18 protein-coding genes and 3 tRNA genes are annotated in these 17,034 nt (G+C 46.0%); 12 read left to right on the top strand and 9 right to left on the bottom strand.

The genetic code is table 11. The features are described from left to right. The first annotated feature begins 295 nt into the window (after window positions 1-295). The 9 genes from WOA13_RS07035 to WOA13_RS06995 all read left to right on the top strand — a co-directional run bounded on the left by WOA13_RS07035 (window position 296) and on the right by WOA13_RS06995 (window position 10,155). Complete coding sequence (locus WOA13_RS07035) at window positions 296-1,501, top strand: methionine adenosyltransferase (protein ID WP_342127228.1); 1,206 nt, start codon at window positions 296-298, stop codon at window positions 1,499-1,501. Window positions 1,502-1,765: 264 nt separating this feature from the next. Beyond that, window positions 1,766-1,874, top strand: a tRNA-Tyr gene (locus WOA13_RS07030). A gap of 79 nt (window positions 1,875-1,953) precedes the next feature. Next, window positions 1,954-2,026: transfer RNA gene (locus WOA13_RS07025), tRNA-Asp, on the top strand. A 236-nt stretch (window positions 2,027-2,262) separates the two neighbouring features. Then, window positions 2,263-3,114, top strand: coding sequence for a sulfide/dihydroorotate dehydrogenase-like FAD/NAD-binding protein (locus WOA13_RS07020; RefSeq protein ID WP_342127227.1), 852 nt, complete (start codon window positions 2,263-2,265; stop codon window positions 3,112-3,114). Next, entirely contained in the window at window positions 3,105-4,475 is a 1,371-nt protein-coding gene (gene gltA / locus WOA13_RS07015; RefSeq protein ID WP_342127226.1) for an NADPH-dependent glutamate synthase, read from the top strand. Before WOA13_RS07020 ends, gltA begins: the two co-directional genes overlap by 10 nt. 124 nt (window positions 4,476-4,599) lie before the next feature. Then, window positions 4,600-6,642 carry a phosphoadenosine phosphosulfate reductase domain-containing protein gene (locus WOA13_RS07010; RefSeq protein ID WP_342127225.1) on the top strand — a complete coding sequence of 681 codons (2,043 nt, stop codon included), beginning with the start codon at window positions 4,600-4,602 and terminating at the stop codon, window positions 6,640-6,642. Window positions 6,643-6,719: 77 nt separating this feature from the next. Beyond that, the gene (locus WOA13_RS07005) at window positions 6,720-7,799 is read left to right on the top strand and encodes an AI-2E family transporter (protein ID WP_342127224.1); all 1,080 of its coding nucleotides are present in this window, start codon (window positions 6,720-6,722) and stop codon (window positions 7,797-7,799) included. 101 nt (window positions 7,800-7,900) lie between these two features. Further along, window positions 7,901-9,808 (top strand): threonine--tRNA ligase, encoded by a 1,908-nt coding sequence (locus WOA13_RS07000; RefSeq protein WP_342127223.1) that lies wholly within the window; start codon window positions 7,901-7,903, stop codon window positions 9,806-9,808. Window positions 9,809-9,864: 56 nt separating this feature from the next. Next, a complete protein-coding gene (locus tag WOA13_RS06995) occupies window positions 9,865-10,155 on the top strand; it encodes an acylphosphatase (protein WP_342127222.1) in 291 nt (96 codons plus the stop codon). A gap of 141 nt (window positions 10,156-10,296) precedes the next feature. Here the strand turns inward: WOA13_RS06995 and WOA13_RS06990 are convergent, their stop codons facing one another. Then, window positions 10,297-10,503, bottom strand: coding sequence for a hypothetical protein (locus WOA13_RS06990; protein WP_342127221.1), 207 nt, complete (start codon window positions 10,501-10,503; stop codon window positions 10,297-10,299). 147 nt (window positions 10,504-10,650) lie between these two features. On the opposite strand from WOA13_RS06990, the gene WOA13_RS06985 reads away from it, so the two are divergent. Next, window positions 10,651-11,127: a toprim domain-containing protein gene (locus tag WOA13_RS06985; RefSeq protein ID WP_342127220.1), complete on the top strand. Its 477-nt coding sequence runs from the start codon at window positions 10,651-10,653 to the stop codon at window positions 11,125-11,127. On the opposite strand, the gene WOA13_RS06980 is transcribed toward WOA13_RS06985, so the two are convergent. Both WOA13_RS06980 and WOA13_RS06975 read right to left on the bottom strand, forming a co-directional pair. Beyond that, window positions 11,115-11,270 carry a hypothetical protein gene (locus tag WOA13_RS06980; protein ID WP_342127219.1) on the bottom strand — a complete coding sequence of 52 codons (156 nt, stop codon included), beginning with the start codon at window positions 11,268-11,270 and terminating at the stop codon, window positions 11,115-11,117. The two genes, WOA13_RS06985 and WOA13_RS06980, sit on opposite strands and share 13 nt — an antisense overlap. 9 nt (window positions 11,271-11,279) lie before the next feature. Further along, complete coding sequence (locus WOA13_RS06975; protein WP_197072193.1) at window positions 11,280-11,417, bottom strand: hypothetical protein; 138 nt, start codon at window positions 11,415-11,417, stop codon at window positions 11,280-11,282. A gap of 266 nt (window positions 11,418-11,683) precedes the next feature. On the opposite strand from WOA13_RS06975, the gene thiI reads away from it, so the two are divergent. Continuing rightward, window positions 11,684-12,862, top strand: coding sequence for a tRNA uracil 4-sulfurtransferase ThiI (gene thiI / locus WOA13_RS06970; RefSeq protein WP_342127218.1), 1,179 nt, complete (start codon window positions 11,684-11,686; stop codon window positions 12,860-12,862). 216 nt (window positions 12,863-13,078) lie between these two features. On the opposite strand, the gene WOA13_RS06965 is transcribed toward thiI, so the two are convergent. From WOA13_RS06965 to WOA13_RS06940, 6 genes are all read right to left on the bottom strand, one after another. Next, a tRNA-Ala gene (locus WOA13_RS06965) sits at window positions 13,079-13,150 on the bottom strand. A gap of 78 nt (window positions 13,151-13,228) precedes the next feature. Next, entirely contained in the window at window positions 13,229-13,498 is a 270-nt protein-coding gene (locus WOA13_RS06960; RefSeq protein WP_342127217.1) for an elongation factor 1-beta, read from the bottom strand. A gap of 9 nt (window positions 13,499-13,507) precedes the next feature. Next, a complete protein-coding gene (locus WOA13_RS06955; RefSeq protein WP_082087317.1) occupies window positions 13,508-13,672 on the bottom strand; it encodes an HVO_2753 family zinc finger protein in 165 nt (54 codons plus the stop codon). A gap of 101 nt (window positions 13,673-13,773) precedes the next feature. Then, on the bottom strand, window positions 13,774-14,406 hold the full coding sequence (locus WOA13_RS06950) for an amino acid kinase family protein (protein WP_342127216.1): 633 nt from the start codon (window positions 14,404-14,406) through the stop codon (window positions 13,774-13,776). Between the two features lie 35 nt (window positions 14,407-14,441). After that, window positions 14,442-15,419, bottom strand: coding sequence for a hydantoinase/oxoprolinase family protein (locus WOA13_RS06945; protein ID WP_342127215.1), 978 nt, complete (start codon window positions 15,417-15,419; stop codon window positions 14,442-14,444). Beyond that, window positions 15,416-16,339 (bottom strand): ATP-grasp domain-containing protein, encoded by a 924-nt coding sequence (locus WOA13_RS06940; protein ID WP_342127214.1) that lies wholly within the window; start codon window positions 16,337-16,339, stop codon window positions 15,416-15,418. Before WOA13_RS06940 ends, WOA13_RS06945 begins: the two co-directional genes overlap by 4 nt. Window positions 16,340-16,525: 186 nt before the next feature. On the opposite strand from WOA13_RS06940, the gene WOA13_RS06935 reads away from it, so the two are divergent. Further along, window positions 16,526-16,939, top strand: coding sequence for a heat-shock protein (locus WOA13_RS06935; RefSeq protein WP_342127213.1), 414 nt, complete (start codon window positions 16,526-16,528; stop codon window positions 16,937-16,939). Window positions 16,940-17,034 lie beyond the last annotated feature (95 nt).

Raw genomic sequence — 17,034 nt, 5'->3', positions numbered from 1 at the left:
TTAATTCATTCATTCATTCATTCATTCATTCATTCATTCATTCATTCATTCATTCATTCATTCATTCATTCATTCATTCATTCATTCATTCATTCATTCATTCATTCATTCATTCATTCATTCATTTTTGATTGCTCAGTTAATATGTTTCATGTTATAACTATGGGTAATTAAATAAAACTCGTGTAGTAACGATTTTATATAATTTATTCATCTTATAGGCTAATTTCAAAGACCAGTTAATTTATATGGATCCCAATCCTGTTCGTCTTAAACTTATAAAAAGAGGCTAAAAATGATACGAAATATCAAAGTTGAACACCTTCACGAGACCCCCATCGAGAAGCAGGAGATCGAGCTTGTAGAGAGAAAAGGTATTGGTCACCCTGACAGTATCAGTGATGGTCTTGCAGAGGCTGTGAGCCGGGCTCTCTGTAAAGAGTACATCGACAAGTGCGGTACAGTACTCCACCACAACACCGACGAGACCCAGATCGTTGCAGGAAGATCAAAACCTGAGTTTGGTGGCGGAGAGGTAATCAAGCCTATCTACACTCTTCTTGTGGGAAGGGCTACCAAGTCATTCGATGGTATGGAGATCCCTGTTGAGGCAGTAGCTCTTGAAGCTGCACGCGACTATGTGAGGAACACCATTGTTGATATGGACATGGAACGTGACATGATCATTGACTGTAAGCTTGGAACCGGTTCCTCTGACCTCCGGGATGTTTTCCACAGGGACCACGTACCTATGGCAAACGACACATCATTTGGTGTGGGGCATGCTCCTTTCTCAGAACTTGAGCAGATCGTTTATAACACAGAGAGGCAGCTTCTCACAGATCTCAAAAAGAAGAAGATCCCCGGAATCGGTGAGGATATCAAGGTCATGGGTCTTAGGGACAAAGACGATATCTCTCTGACCATCTGCTGTGGTATGGTGGGCAAGCACATCGATGATATGGACCATTACATCAATGCAAAGGAAGAGATGACCGAATACGTCCTTGACCTTGCTACCAAGTACACCGAGAGGAATGTCTATGCTCACCTCAATACCGCAGATGATGTCAAAGGCGGTTGCGAGTGTGTTTTCCTTACTGTTACAGGTACCTCTGCAGAGATGGGTGACGATGGTTCAGTAGGACGTGGAAACCGTTCCAACGGTCTTATTACCCCAAGCAGGCCAATGAGCATGGAAGCGACAAGCGGTAAGAACCCGATCAACCACATTGGTAAGATCTACAACCTGCTTGCAACACAGATGGCAAGAGATGTAGTAAGTGCAGTTGATGAGCTCAGCGATGTTCATGTCAAGCTTCTCTCTCAGATCGGTCAGCCTATTGACCAGCCACTGGTAGCAAATGCTCAGATCATTCCTGAAGAGGGTGCAAACTTCGCTAGCATAAGGTCCGAGGCAGAAGTTGTGATCGACGACTGGCTTGAGAACATCACAAAGATCACTGATATGGTCGTCAAAGGTGAGCTTGATACCTTCTGAGAAGGATCTGGCCATTAATATCAGTACTTTATAGGCGGGCAGTTGAAGGGAATTGTTTCTTCAACTGTTATTTCTTTTTATTTTTGTATCTGATTGTCTTTTCTTTTTTATACCTTGGTAAACTTCCTGTAGTTTTCACTATGGCAAATTCCTGTTATTTGACCTGATTATCTCCGAACGGCGAAAAGAATAAGTATTATTATGCCTATGGAGGGGTTGCATCTCACGTTGGTGGGGTGTAAGGATGCTGTATTTAGCGAGTGACCCGCCTTAACTCAGTGGTAGAGTGCGCGGCTGTAGTATGGTTCATGCGACTTGTCGCACATACCGCGCAGGCACCGCGATGTCCCCGGTTCGAGTCTGGGAGGCGGGATCAAACATCCTATAAGCTCAAAAAGCTTATATAGGTGGATGAGTATTAGGGTGTGCTCATAACAGCAATCAATCGCAATGTCCGAATAGTGTAGAGGCCTATCATGGAGCCCTGTCGAGGCTCCGACCCGGGTTCGAATCCCGGTTCGGGCGTACAAATTTACCGGCATATTTCTGCCGGTAAAAATTTCTAATTTTTACAAATATTTATCAACTTTGAGCTAATATGCACAATTCCAATTCGTCTTATAGCAGTTTCCCAAATGCGTATTCGTTGATTGTTTTCTGCTTTAAATAGAAAGCTTAATGTAGTATGAATATTTCTTGGGTAACATTAATATATTGGTAAAAAGTACGCGTACTTCCGATTGTATTGTGAAAGTGATCTAATGGCATACAAAATAATAGAGAAACGTCAGTTGGTGCCTGATGTGCACCTGATGAACATCGAGGCTCCTGATGTGGCTGCGGCTGCAAAGCCCGGTCAGTTCATTATTCTTCGTATTGATGAAGAGGGCGAAAGGATCCCTCTGACAATTGCAGATTATGATGTGGATAAGGGTTTTGTCACTATTATCTTCCAGGAAATGGGTAAAACGACAAAACAGCTTGCTAAAATGGCTTCAGGCGATGAGCTTCAGGATTTCGTAGGTCCTCTGGGCAAAGCATCCGAGATCGAAAAGATCGGCACCGTTGTGCTTGTCGGTGGCGGAGTTGGTATTGCTCCTATTTATCCTCAGGCAAAGGCATACCGTGAGATCGGCAACAAGGTGATCTCCATAATTGGCGCACGCAGCGAGAACCTGCTTATTCTTGAAGATGAAATGAAGGCTGCAAGCGATGAAGTTCTTGTGGCTACGGACGATGGTTCCAAAGGTCACCACGGTTTTGTCACAGACCTTGTCAAGGAACTTCTTGATGGTGATGAGAAGATCGACAGGGTCGTTGCCATTGGTCCTCCTATTATGATGCGCGCAGTTGCAGGTGTTACTGATCCTTATGATGTTGAGACCATTGTGAGCCTCAATCCTATCATGGTGGATGGAACCGGTATGTGCGGTGGATGCCGCGTTAATATTGGCGGTGAGACTAAATTCGCATGTGTTGACGGGCCTGAGTTCAATGCAAAGGACGTTGACTTTAATCTCCTCATGAGCCGCTTGTCATTGTATCGCAAAGAGGAAATGGATGCTCTTGAGGGTTCCAAAAAAGGCTGCGGGGATGAGTGCAAATGTCAATAACACAGGAAATGCCAGAACAGCCTGCTGAAGTACGTATCCACAACTTCGAAGAGGTTGCATTAGGCTACACCGAAGAACAGGCAATCCTTGAGGCAGAACGCTGTCTTGAGTGCAAGAAACCAAAGTGTGTGGAAGGCTGCCCTGTTAACATCGATATCCCTGGCTTTATCTCCAGTATGAAAGAAGGCAATTTTGGCGAAGCTATTGATGTTATAAAGCGAACGAACACCCTTCCTGCAGTGTGCGGACGTGTCTGCCCACAGGAAGAGCAATGTGAACAACTCTGTATCCTCGGCAAGAAGAGCGAACCGATCTCCATTGGCCGTCTCGAAAGGTTCTGTGCGGACCGTGAGCGTGAGGCAGGTGTCAAGGACCCTGTAGTTGCCGAGCCAACCGGGAAGAAAGTTGCTATCGTAGGTACCGGTCCTGCCGGACTTACTGCAGCATCAGATCTTGCAAAGGCAGGTCATTCTGTCACAATGTTCGAGGCTTTGCATGAAGCAGGCGGTGTACTGATCTACGGTATCCCTGAGTTCAGGCTTCCAAAGGCTATCGTGAAGGAAGAGGTCGAATACATCATGAAGCTGGGAGCAGAGCTCAAAGTGGGCTATGTGATTGGCCGCATAAAGACCCTTGATCAGCTTGAGAAAGAGTTCGACGCAGTTTTCCTCGGAACAGGTGCAGGTCTTCCAAAGTTCATGGGAATAGAGGGAGAGAACCTCAATGGTGTCTACTCCGCGAACGAGTTCCTGACCCGTGTGAACCTTATGAAGGCATATCGCTTCCCTGAGTACGACACTCCTATCAAGCGAGGCAGCAATGTCATCGTAGTTGGTGGGGGTAATGTCGCAATGGATGCTGCACGCAGTGCCTTAAGGCTTGGTGCAGATGAGGTAAGCATTGTCTACAGGCGCAGTGACGAGGAACTTCCTGCAAGGCGTGAGGAGATCGAGCACGCAAAGGAAGAAGGTATTGTCTTCCGCCTCCTGACAAATCCTGTCCGCATCCTTGAAGGCGAGAACATGGCCGTCAATGGTGTGGAATGCATAAAGATGGAGCTTGGCGAGCCTGATGATTCAGGACGCAGGCGACCAGTAGCAGTTGAAGGTTCCGAGCATGTTATTGATGCTGACATTGTCATCATGGCTATCGGTACTTCACCTAACCCGATCATCTTCGATGGTTCAAAAGGTCTCGAAGTCACTCCATGGGGAACCATAGTGGTGAACGAGGCAGGTATGACATCCCTTGAAGGCGTTTGCGCAGGTGGGGATGCTGTGACCGGCGCGGCTACGGTCATCAGTGCAATGGGTGCAGGTAAACAGGCTGCAGAGACCATTAACGATTACCTTTCAAAATAAAGGCAATTTTCGAGCAGGTCATAGTGACCTGCATTCTCTCTTTTTCATTTTGTTCATATTTTTCATATTTCATCATGGCGTGTTTTTGTCACGGAAGTATTTATGAACACCAACCCCTATTTTTATGACAATGCACTTAAAAAAGGCCGACTCTCAAATGCATAAAGCCCCTTCCCAAAAAAACAAAAAGAATACAAGAGGCAGTAAAAAAACCTTCAGGAAACCTGCAGGTGATAAACATCCTGTGATATTCTGGTGCAAGGAATGTAATGTACCTCTTATTAAAGCGGAATGTGGGTCTTGTGGTGGAGATGTGCTTGAAGTGAAACTCTCAGGCACCGGTGACATCCGTTTTTGCTCTCCCTACGAACGTGAAGTGCTCGGAGATCTGCTTCTGTCCGAATATGGCTGTGACCCTATTGGTCTGCATATGGTCCTTTTGAACAAGATCCCTGGTGATGATAAGACCGATGAGGTGATCGTTGACGGGCTGAAAGTTGGCGTGCTGCTCTATGATATGTATCGGATGGCCCATCGTTTCGAGCCATCTGAAATTGGTGCACAGTTACTTCATGCACTTATCGATAGCAAGACAGTTGTCCTGAAAAAAGCAGGTGCTCACCTCAATGGTAAGAAAGTGAAGGCCGGGTTCCTGGAAAGCTTTAGTGTCGATATCAAAAAAGGGGACCCTGTAATTGTGGTCTCCGGTAAGCTTGTGGGATCCGGGATCGCTTTATGCGACAGTGATGAGATGGGTCGTACTGAGGGTCCGGTCGTCAGGGTCCGAAAGGTCATGGGCGATAGCATGGCATTGAATGCGAAGGTCTCCTCGATGGACGATGTTGTAAATGCCAACCTGCCTCATCTCAGGCAGATTGGGAAGAATGCAATGAACACCATCAAGGGTATTGCAAATCAGAAAGAATATCGCAATCTTCCGGTGCATGTTTCTTTTAGTGGTGGGAAGGACAGTCTTGTGGTCCTGGACCTTACATTGAGTGCCCTTAAGAACAGGGATGTAAGTGCCTTTTTCCTGAACACCGGGATCGAGTTCCCGGAAACAGTGGATTTTGTGCATGAATATTGTGAAAAGCGTGGTATCGAACTTACCGAAGCAAAGGCAGGAAATGCCTTCTGGGATAATGTTGAGAGTTTTGGTCCGCCTGCAAAGGATTTCCGCTGGTGCTGCAAGGTCTGCAAACTTGCCCCTGCGGGAAGCGTGATCGACCGTTGTACTCAAGACGGTGGAGTATGCCTGACCATAGATGGCAAGCGCAGATATGAGTCCTTTTCAAGGGCTAACATCGCTGCCAGCGAGAAAAATCCCTTTGTTCCTGATCAGCTGAACATCTTCCCTATACGCGACTGGCGTGCCATCGAGGTGTGGCTTTACATACACTGGCGTGGTCTGGAGTACAATCCTCTCTACGACAGGGGCTTTGAGCGTGTGGGTTGCTATCTCTGCCCTGCGGAACTCTCTGCAGAGTATGAGAGGTTACGTGAGATCCATCCTGATATGTACGAAAGGTGGAACGACTATCTCCTGAAGTGGGCACGTTCCCGTGGTCTCTCGGATGAATATGTGAAGCACGGCCTGTGGCGCTGGAAGGAGTTGCCTCCCAAGATGGTAATTCTTGCTAAGGAGCTTGGAATTGATACCGAACAGGTCAGTGTCGATGAGGATTTTGCTATCGTCCTTACCTCAGGTTTCTCTCCCTGCAGGGAAGGTGGCTATACCGTTGAAGCGAATGTTAGTGGAGTACTTTTAAGCGAAGCTGCTGCAGTGATGAACATACTGGGGGCGACTGTTTTTTCAGAGGATCTGGGAATGCTGCTTGTCAGGACGGGTGCGGATTCGGTAAAATTCTTCTCCTCAGGCAGCCTTAAGGTCACTGCAGGGTCAGAAGGCGATGCCCGGGAACTTCTCAAAAGGACCGCAGAACAACTGATGCGCGTTAACAAGTGCACAGAATGCGGTATCTGCCTGAAGGTCTGCCCTGTGAATGCGATCACTCTCGGGTCTGAAAAAGGGAAGTTGTACATAAGCGATGAATGCATACGCTGTGGCAGGTGTACTGAAGCATGTGTTGTCCTGAAATATTCGGACAGGCTTCTTTCAGATGTCCTTGATCTAAGCAGTAAAGCTACAAGAAGTTCTTTTGAGTGAATTATTAATAGTGTGTCACAGTTATATTATATGCTTAATAATATTATTATTCGTTAAAATTACTGTATGTGTGTTCGATGGTCACGGATATATCTAATGAGCTGTCCCGGCAGATAGGTTCCAGATGGAAGGTTCTCGTAATCATAGCTCTGGTCATACTCTTTTCCACATTCGTCTACATTTTACTGCCACTTGCTGACGGGATTATGCTGGGCCTTGTTTTTGCGTATATTGCACGCCCTATCTATAAGGTACTGCAAAGGAAACGCCATATAGGTGCTTTCGTAGCCACTATGTTCATTGTGGCACCTATTGTCCTTATACTTGGTATGGGTATCATTGAGATTGCCAACCAGATCATCTGGGTAACTGAGAACCAGTCTCTTGTGGTTGAGTCCTTATTCGATTTCGTACGTAGTCTGAATATTCCTCAGGAATACTATGTGCAGATACAGCAGACAATATGGGATTCATCCCTCTCTATACTGCCTCTGCTTGGTAACCTTGTGTTCGTTTCCTATGCCCGCGGTATCGCGATGTTCGTGATAAATCTCCTGGTAGCTATCTTTGTATGCTATTTCCTTCTTGCAGACGGCGATGCTCTTTATCGTTCACTCATCAGGGTAGTTCCGGATGGGAACCAGTCTGTTGTCAAAAGGTACATTCACCATATGGATGTGATATTGGGCGGGGTTTTCATCGGCAATGCATATGCTGCACTTTCGGTAAGTACGCTTTCAGTGATCGTGTTCACTGCCTTTGGACTCTCACATGTTCTTGCGCTGGCCACACTCATCTTTATTGCATCTGCAATACCCATGTTTGCCGGGTACATGGTACTGGTGGTTCTTTCCATTATACGCTATTTCAGTCTTGGGCTGGAAAGTGCTGTGGTGTTCTTTGTTGTATGTTCGATCATCATCTACGTGCCACCGGAGCTTTTCCTGCGTCCGTATCTTGCAAGCGTGAAGTCGCACATTCATCCATTCCTTATTTTCCTTGCATTCCTTGGGGGTGCTTTCGTTGGTGGTATCGCCGGGTTCTTTGCAGCACCGATACTTCTGGGTTCCCTGGTAGCGGCCTATAAGGTATATGTGGAAAACCTGGAACAAGCCGAGGCTGAGCAAGTGGAAGCAGCGCAGTCTGCAGAAGAATAAATCCTTTTGTCAAGTTCAGGCCTGGTTCAGGAACGTTTAGCTGAAAAAGGTTAATAAGGATTGGTTTAATTAAAGCACAGGATTATTTAACCGGTGAGATCATGCAGTTATTACTTATCCATTCTGATTACATTGAATATGAGGTAAAAAAGAGCACCCCTGTTGCTGAAAAGATAGAAGATTCCTTCAAGCAGGGACGCCTTGAGGAAGCACTTACGGCATTCATGGCTGTGGAGAGCTTTGATGAGGCTGACCCGCAGCAGGTGGTAAAGCAGGCAGTTGCTGAAATTGAGAAGGTTGCTACTCAGGTGAAGGCCGAAAGTGTGATGCTTTATCCTTATGCACACTTAAGCTCCGACCTCTCATCTCCTAAGGTCGCAGTGTCCGTACTCAAGAGCATTGAGAAAGAGCTGACAGGAAAGTACAATGTTATGAGGGCACCGTTTGGCTGGTACAAGGCGTTCAGCATCAGCTGTAAAGGTCATCCTCTCTCAGAGCTTTCACGTACCATCAGGCCGGAAGGATCGGCTTCCTGCGGTGAAGCAGTGGTGGTCGAAGAGAAGAAAGGGGAAGTGGTCTCAGAAGCACTTAAAGCAGAGGATACTGCAAAGTCCTACTGGCGCATCCTTACTCCTGATGGTGAGCTTCATGATGCGGAAAGTTTTGATTTTACCGGATATGATAATCTCAGGAAGTTCGTGGATTATGAGATCACCAAGAACAGGAACATCGATAAGGCACCACCTCATGTGGAACTGATGCGCAGGCTTGAGATCGCGGACTATGAGCCAGGTTCTGATTCAGGTAACATGCGCTATTATCCTAAGGGAAGGCTGATGAAGTCCCTTCTCGAGAACTTCGTTATCGATGAGTCTACAAAGATGGGTGCAATGGAGGTTGAGACTCCTCTGATGTATGATATGAACCATCCTACATTGAAGAAGTATCTAGACAGGTTCCCTGCACGCCAGTATTCTATTGAGTCAGATAAACGTCACATGTTCCTCAGGTTCGCTGCCTGTTTCGGTCAGTTCCTGATGAACCATGACATGACCATCTCATACAGGCATCTTCCTCTCAAGATGATCGAGATGACCAGGTACAGTTTCAGGAAAGAACAGCGTGGTGAGCTTGTTGGTCTTAGAAGGCTGCGTGCTTTCACAATGCCGGATATGCACACCCTGTGTCCTGACATGGAAGGTTCTGTTTCCCAGTTTGGTGAGCAATACAGTATGTGCATCAACACGCTGGACAAGATCGGTATCGACGTAAGTGACTTTGAGGTCGCTATTCGCTTTACACGCGACTTCTATGAGGGCAACACTGACTTCATCACAGATCTTGCAAAGAAGGTCAACAAGCCTGTCCTTGTGGAGATGTGGGATACAAGGTTCTTCTATTTCGTCCTTAAGTTCGAGTTCAATTTCGTGGATGCCATAGCAAAGGCAAGTGCGTTGTCCACCGTTCAGATCGATGTGGAGAATGCTGAGCGCTATGACATCAATTACATTGATTCAAATGGTGACACAAAGCGTCCGGTTCTGCTTCACTGCTCCCCTAGCGGAGCGATCGAGAGGTGTATCTATGCTCTACTTGAAAAGGCAGCAATGGATGCAGAGGCTGGCAAGGTTCCGAACCTTCCTGTATGGCTTTCTCCAACACAGGTCCGTGTGATCCCTATTGCAGAGAGGCATATGGAGTTTGCCAACAAGGTTGCAGATGCTCTTCAGGTCCGTGTGGACATTGATGACCGTGAGGAAACTGTTGGTAAGAAGATCCGTGATGCAGGTCGTGAATGGGTCCCATACGTAGCAGTTATTGGAGATTCCGAGGTGGAAAGCGGTAAGGTTAATGTTACCATTCGTGCCGAATCCGAGCCAAAGAAGCCAAAGAAAGTGGAAATGGCTGCTGAGGAACTCAATGAGCGTGTCCTGTCCGAGATCGGAGACATGCCGTACCGTAGCTTACCTCTTGCAAAGTTGCTTTCAATGAGGCCAAAGTTCCTCTAAAAAAGTTAGCAACAAAGTTTGGTAATAGATGATTGCTTAGTAACAGAAGTGAACTCATGTCCGGAAATAATGATGATACCTGTGCGGAGATCTATGTCTCCGGCAGGGTTCAGGGTGTATACTTCAGGGGTTTTACCCAAAAAGTGGCGTCAGGGCTTGGTCTGGTTGGCTATGCCCAAAATCTTCCGGACGGGCGCGTGAAGGTCATTGCACAGGGGAAAAAGGCTCTGATATCCGAGTTGCTTGACAACCTGCGAATAGGGCCTGAACTTTCAAATGTCGAGGATGTCGATTTCAAATGGATCGATCCTTCTGATGAGTTCACTGAATTCTTTATCAAAAGATGAATTGCCGTTGATAGTTCTGCAGTTTCTGTAACAATCTGCAGTTTCTAAATTTTCTCTACAGCTAACTCTATAGTTGAAACTTTCTGAATACTATTGCCTGACCTTATTCGACCACTTTTACCACTTTAATAATGGTTGACTTTAGTGACTGACCTCTTCGAATATCTCGTATTCGGTTTCAGCCAGTTTCTTTTCGATTTCTTCTATGTCAAGTATTTCTTTTAGTTCTGCCAGGCAGTCCATGCAAATGTGGGTGTGTCCGACAATACGACCTTCTGCGACCTCTTCCCCATATTCGCCTTCAACCCCTGCTTCTGCACAAACTTTTCCACAAAAGATGCATCCCATGTTCTACCACTCCTTGATGGATCTGTCACCCCTTCCATCTGTATAAAGTTTAATTAATGTCTATATATAACGTTATCGATGTATGTGGTGAGCGTTTTTATTTTCATGGAATGGTTATTTAGGTTTGAGTTTCAATATCATTCCTTAATGTCAGTACATGAGCAAAGTGGAAATGTTTCGGGGAAAATGTCCGGACTCAAGGCACCTTTCTTTGTATACCAAAAAAAGCTTGAAATGGTCGAGGACCTTCTAAATGAGCTCCTTGAATGTTCCAATAATGGTGATATTATTATTGTTGAAGGGAAGAGGGACATCATCTCTTTGAGAAAATTAGGTTTCTCCGGGGATATTGAGCTTGCAACCCATCGTCCTCTTACAGAGCTTACATCAAAGGTCGTTGATAGTGGCAAAAGGGCAATAATTCTGACTGACTGGGATCGTCGTGGTGATCTTCTGGCTTCAAAGATATCAGAGGATCTCAGGTATTTTGATGTTGATGTTGATATGTATGTCCGTGAACGCTTGAGTTCAATGGTAAAAAAAGAGATCAAAGATGTGGAGAGCCTCCATTCCTATGTAACGAAATTGAGGAAGCTCGCAGGTAATCCACATCAGGCGGTATAAGCGGATTGTTCTGAAATGTTGTATGCAGAGTCAATGGAGGTTGTTCTTCCGCATTTCTGACAATAGTACATGGCGTTATCGCCAATCCGCATTATTTTCAGGTCTACATCACACATGTGACATTTCATGGTAATATTTGCCACAGGATCTCCTCACTCGAGAATTGTTATCGAGTCAAGCCTTGCAGTCCCTGCTTCTGTCCAGTATTTGCAGACATTGCAAACCTGTATGTTTTCCCCTTTCATTTCCAGCCTTGAGCTACATTTTGGACACTTGTGTAATGTTTTCATACTACTTTTCCCCTTTTTGAATATGTTTTGCATTGCGGGGATATGGCTACAATGATAAGCATAAGTGTGTGTGAGTTTCCCACTCCCCAAACACGCTCATATCCCCACATGATGTCGATATTGACATTGTGGCCCCCCATTCTTTGACGGGACAGTAAACCTATATAGATAACTCATGAATATTTATACTTTTCTATGGCCTGGCAATTTTGGTTACTTTTGCCTTTACCAAATAGCTTAAAAAAGATGTATGAATACTATGCTCCATGTATGATGTGGTCATTGTAAGGTATGGTGAACTGGCTCTCAAGAGTCAGGGTGTCAGGAACCTGTACGAAAGGATACTGGTCCGCAATATTGAAGCCATGCTGAAGCAGGAAAATGTATCGTTCTCAAGGGTCTATCGGGAATGGGGGCGAATTTTCATAGAGTCTGATGATCCTGATGCTGCAAAGGCAGCAGCAGATGTCTTTGGGGTTGTGTCCACATCTTCCGCTATAATGGTCGAAGCCGATGTTGATGTTGCTGCAAATGTATGTGCTGATATTGGTGCCGATCTAATCAAAGATGGTGAATCATTTGGCATCCGTGCACGCCGGTCAGGTAAAACCGGTCTCTCTTCCACGGACATTGGTCGTCTTTGTGGGGATGCAGTGTGGCAACGTCTGGAATCTCTTGGAAGGACTCCGAAAGTAGATCTTTCAGATCCGGATCATGAGATCTTCGTTGAGATGAGGCAGAACCGGGCATATGTATTCACTGATACTGTGAAAGGCGTTGGAGGATTGCCTCTCGGGACGCAGGGCAAGATGATCGTATTGATGTCCGGTGGCATTGATTCTCCGGTCGCAGCCTGGCTCATGATGAGGCGTGGTGTAAAGATCATTCCTGTTTATGCCAACAATGCACCGTTCTCCGATGACAGGGCTCTTGACAGGGCGGTGAAATGTGTGGAAGTCTTACAGAGGTGGTCTCCTGCAGATCCTATCAAGATGTACGATGTTCCTCATGGAAGCAACCTTGATACCTTCCTTACTCTCTGTAATAAAAAGAATACCTGCCTTCTCTGCAAGCGTACCATGTATCGCATGGCATACGAGATCATGAAAAAAGAAGGTGCTGATGGTATTATTACCGGTTCTTCCATCGGTCAGGTAGCTTCACAGACAGCCCCTAATATGCATGCTGAGATATATGGACTTGGAATTCCATTGTATCATCCATTGATCGGACTTGACAAGACCGAGATCATAGATCTTGCAAGGCGTATTGGTACCTATGATATTTCTATTATGCCAACATCCGGATGTGGTGCGGTTCCTGATCACCCCGAGATCAACGCAAAGTTTGATCTGATAGTAAGGGAAGAAGAAAAGCTTGATATTGAGGATATGGTGCAGGAAGCTGTTACGAATGCAAAGTCCTTCTTTGTAAAGGAGAAGTGATTAATTAGGGGGACGATTTCGGATCTCCCTCCTATCTATTTACTCGTACAAAGTTACTAAGTATCTAGCTAACGTCTCCATTCCTTCTATCCTTTACTTTTCTTGCTTCGCATTTTCTTATGTTTATAAAGCTCCCATGAGTTCATGACTACGATCATCTGGCTATGATCGTATCAAAAATAGCTGTTAACGCAGAAATGGTATGCATTCTCTGGATGGACTCGGCGGGATTTGAACCCGCGGCCTTTACGTTGCGAACGTAACGATCTCCCCCTGATCTACGAGCCCGTACTAATATCTAAAGTGGTTACTAGGATATTAAGATAATTAAAAGAAAAGAAAAAAGTGAAAAAAGGTTTTGTATGATTATACAGGTCTGCCCAGATCGGTAACCTGTACACTCTCTACGCCAGGAACTGCTGCAAAAGCCTCTTCAACAGACTCGGTGCCGCCTTCAAGGTCGCCTACAAGGACTACCATCTTAAGTGCTTTCAGACCGAATGCAACAGGCTCGATCTCTGATCCGTAGACGGATGAGCCTTCTGGCAGTGCTGCTTCGAGTTTGTTCTTCAGGTCATCCAGATCTGTGTCAACGCCCTCTGGCATTATCTTCATTGTTGCTGCTACTTCTCCCATGCTTATTCCTCAGGGTCCTACAAAGCCGCATTTAGGGCACTTGTATGGGTTGCTCTGTTGTCTGCACTTGGTACATCTTCCGAGCTCGGTGTCGCATGACGGGCAAGGGAATCTTGTGAATCCCGTCTCGACAAGGCGAACTCCACATGATGTGCATTGTTCAACTTTTGCCATTATAATTCTCCTTTTGATTCTGTAAATGCGTATAATGCTTGAACGAAACGCTTCGTATCGCGATAAGCTATAACGGTTTCAGTACATACTCGGTATATAATTTAAATATTCCCCTTGATGTGCGTTCCCTTTACAGGCTTTCTTTCGATAGCAGCAACGACCCTTTCCGGGTAAGTTCCGTTTATTATGGTACAGTCCATGCGATAGGTGTCCAGTATTTTCGGCAGTATGCGGTCCGTACACGTTTCTCCCATGATCTCTAGTTCCCGGGCAGAGATCTCTTCTATCAGTTCATCTCCGTTCAGGACACCATTAACATCGGTAGCCTTGACAAGCATGGCACCAATTCGTTGTGCTACCCAGGCGGCAATTGTGTCTGAGGTAACGTCCCATGAATGTTCAAGCTCATCAGTGTCCTTGAGAAGCCGGTATGGAAGCAGGATGGAAACTCCGTCCGGAATTTGCTCCGTATCATCTATCAAGGGAAGGTCGGTCCTGTCATTGAGAAGGTATGCGTATTGCTCCATTGCAGTAATTGCCATCCAGTGGGAAGCCTCATCACTTAGTGAATATGTCCTGCCAGCCTCTCTGATGGCATTGGCAAAGATCCCTCCTCCCGGCACAACGACTATCTTCACTTTTCTTTCCCTGTCGTTGAAGTGAGATGATACTGCATTAAGCAGGGTGTCTGCCTGCTTCATCAGGCTGCCGCCTATCTTCAGGACCACTTTCATTCTTACCTTCTGTCTGTTATGATGATCCGTAGATCTTAACGCATGTTCTCTTCTTCAAGCAGTTTTGCTGCAGCATAGGCAGGGAAGACCTTTGAGATCTCTGCTCCCCACTTGTCGGATGTGGAGAAACAATCAAGTCCGAGGCGCATTGCAGCTTCTTCTATCATGAACTCTCCCAGTCCGGCTGAGACAATGGTGTCAAGCCTGTTCTTCTCTGTAACAGCGGATATTGCTTCACAGAGCAGGGATATCTGTTTTTCTTTAACATCTCTTGCTATCATGAGGATGTCTTCTTCGGAGATCTCTGCAAGATCTGCACAGACGACACGTGCAAGCCTTCGCATACAGTTGATCCTGTCCTTTCCGGCACCATCAGCTGTCTCACATGTGAACAGTTCACTGTCGATGTCACCAAGTAGCATATATGCATCGGCAGTGGTGGCAAAGAGCTCGGATGAGACTCTGCATGTTCCTTCTTTCAGCTCGACTGTCCTGAGCAGCGCTGCAAGGTTCGTGCGCAGGGTTCCTGCATATACCAGCTCGCTTCGAAGCAGCCTGGAAAAGTCGGTATATCCTGCCACATGTTTGCTGTTCTTGATGGGGATTATATCACTGGTGGTGCTGCCCACGTCCACGAAGATACAATCACCAACCTCTTTACCGATAAGGCGTGCAGATGCAGCCCAGTTGGCGGCAGCAAGGTCTCTTGTCTTAAGGGTGCTGTCCTGGAAATGTCCGCTGTTGTTCACATATTTTATCTCGCAATCGAAAGCGTTGTTAACAGCATCCATGATGAAGCTGATCCCCTCGTCCTTGTCAGCAAAACAGTCTGCAAGTTCTCCTGTCATCACGACGGCCAGTCCATCTGGGTCCAGCCTTTCTGCCAGTTCTTTAAGGGCCGATGGGAGTGTTGTGTCCTTCCATAAGGGTATGTAGAGGAGTTCCTTGATCTCCCCGTCAGATGAAGCAACTTTTGTATTGGCTCCGCCAATATCTATTCCTATATATCTCATATCAATTCCTCTTTGGTGAATGAGTAATTCCCTGTAATATTTACCTGTGGGAGTGTTTCTCCGAGTGCATTTGCGATCAATAGTTCCGCTATTTCCCTGTCCATTATCTTTGTGATCCCTACAAGGGATGTTGTAGGCCTTGGGTTTATGTCTATAACATATGGCCTGTCTCCCAGCACGATATCCACTCCTGTGTAACCATTGCATTCAAGCATGCGGGTGGCCTCTATGGCTGTTTCGTACAGCTCCTGCTTCCGGTCGGTAGGATATGGTGTCGTGCATCCGCAGTACTCCACAGATGAGTCGTCTTTATCGGGGTCTATGTCTATCATCTGCTTGTTAACTGTTAAAGGGAGTGTTTCTTTTCCGCATATGAGGCTTACACTGAGGTGTTCACCTTCAATGTACTCTGTTGCTATCTGTTCTTCTTTAAGTATAGGGTCGTGGGCTACGAATGTATCTTCAGATGCGCATCCGTTCCTTGGCTTTATGACCCAGCGCTTCCCCTCCGGAATTGACTGGTCAGAAGAATATGTCTCAGGGACTGGTACGGATGTATTTTCCAGTTTTCTCGTGCATTCCAGTTTGTCCGAGCAAATGGCCACGCAATCGGAAGTGCAGCCCAGGTTCAGTGTGTTGTCATCTATTATGGCCGTGATCTCAGCCAGTAGTTCCTCAGGTGCTATCACAAGGGCGGCATCGCAGTCCTTTGCCTGCTTTTCCAGGATCTCTTTGATATCCTCTTCAGTTGAAGCAACCGGGCTTCCATGTTCAATGGTGGGCCCTGCTGAAGTGTATGTGACCTCATGTCCAAGGCGCGAAAAGCTTGAAGCCAGTGTGTGGAGCATCGCCCTACCTTCTATGAGGTAGGTCCCACCCATACCGGTGCTGACTGCGTATTCGGAAAGAAGTATTTTCATGTAAGGTGAGATTCTATCATCTTATTTGTTATTTACTGTGCTTTCCTATGACTTCCGGTGGTCTCTTATGGTCTTCTTCTTCTACTTCTCTTCCTTTTCTTCTCTCTCTTCATCTTTGTTCGATAAGTATGTCCAACAATTATTATTTATATAAGCAATACAAATTACAATTCGAGGGATATAAAGGTGAATGCGGATATTTCAGATAATCCATTTTTGCAGGCACTTGCTGTTTCAGGGACAATGTCCATTTTCATGATAGGTATGGCCCTTGGGGTTATGAACATCATGTCTACCGGTATCAGTCCGATGCCTTCTTCCGTGATATTGCTGATCTTCGCTGTGGTGTTCATAGTGGGTTCAGTCTTCTTTGAGAAGAGGGGTGCTGACCAGATAGGTGCGCTCATTGGCGGTTGTATTGTTTCGCTTGCGGCTACCATCTCCATCTTTTCGTTCTTTGGTGGCATTGATTTTGTCCTCAAGGATGGGCTCAGCCTATTGGGATGGGACCGTTTGGTATCAGCACTTGCTATCTGTATGATAGCCAGTATGTTGCTTGTCAAGTTGCTTTCGTACAAGATGCAGGCAGAATATGCCTGATCAGTTTTGATCAAAGACGTTTATTGATGCTTGTTTTTGATCTTTCTCTTTTTAGTTTCATCTACCTGCAAAACAGAAAAGTATTTATAGAACTA

The sequence above is a fragment of the Methanococcoides sp. LMO-2 genome, from assembly GCF_038432375.1.
Classification (GTDB): Archaea; Halobacteriota; Methanosarcinia; order Methanosarcinales; family Methanosarcinaceae; genus Methanococcoides; species Methanococcoides cohabitans.
This window is presented reverse-complemented; position numbering and strand designations above follow the sequence as displayed.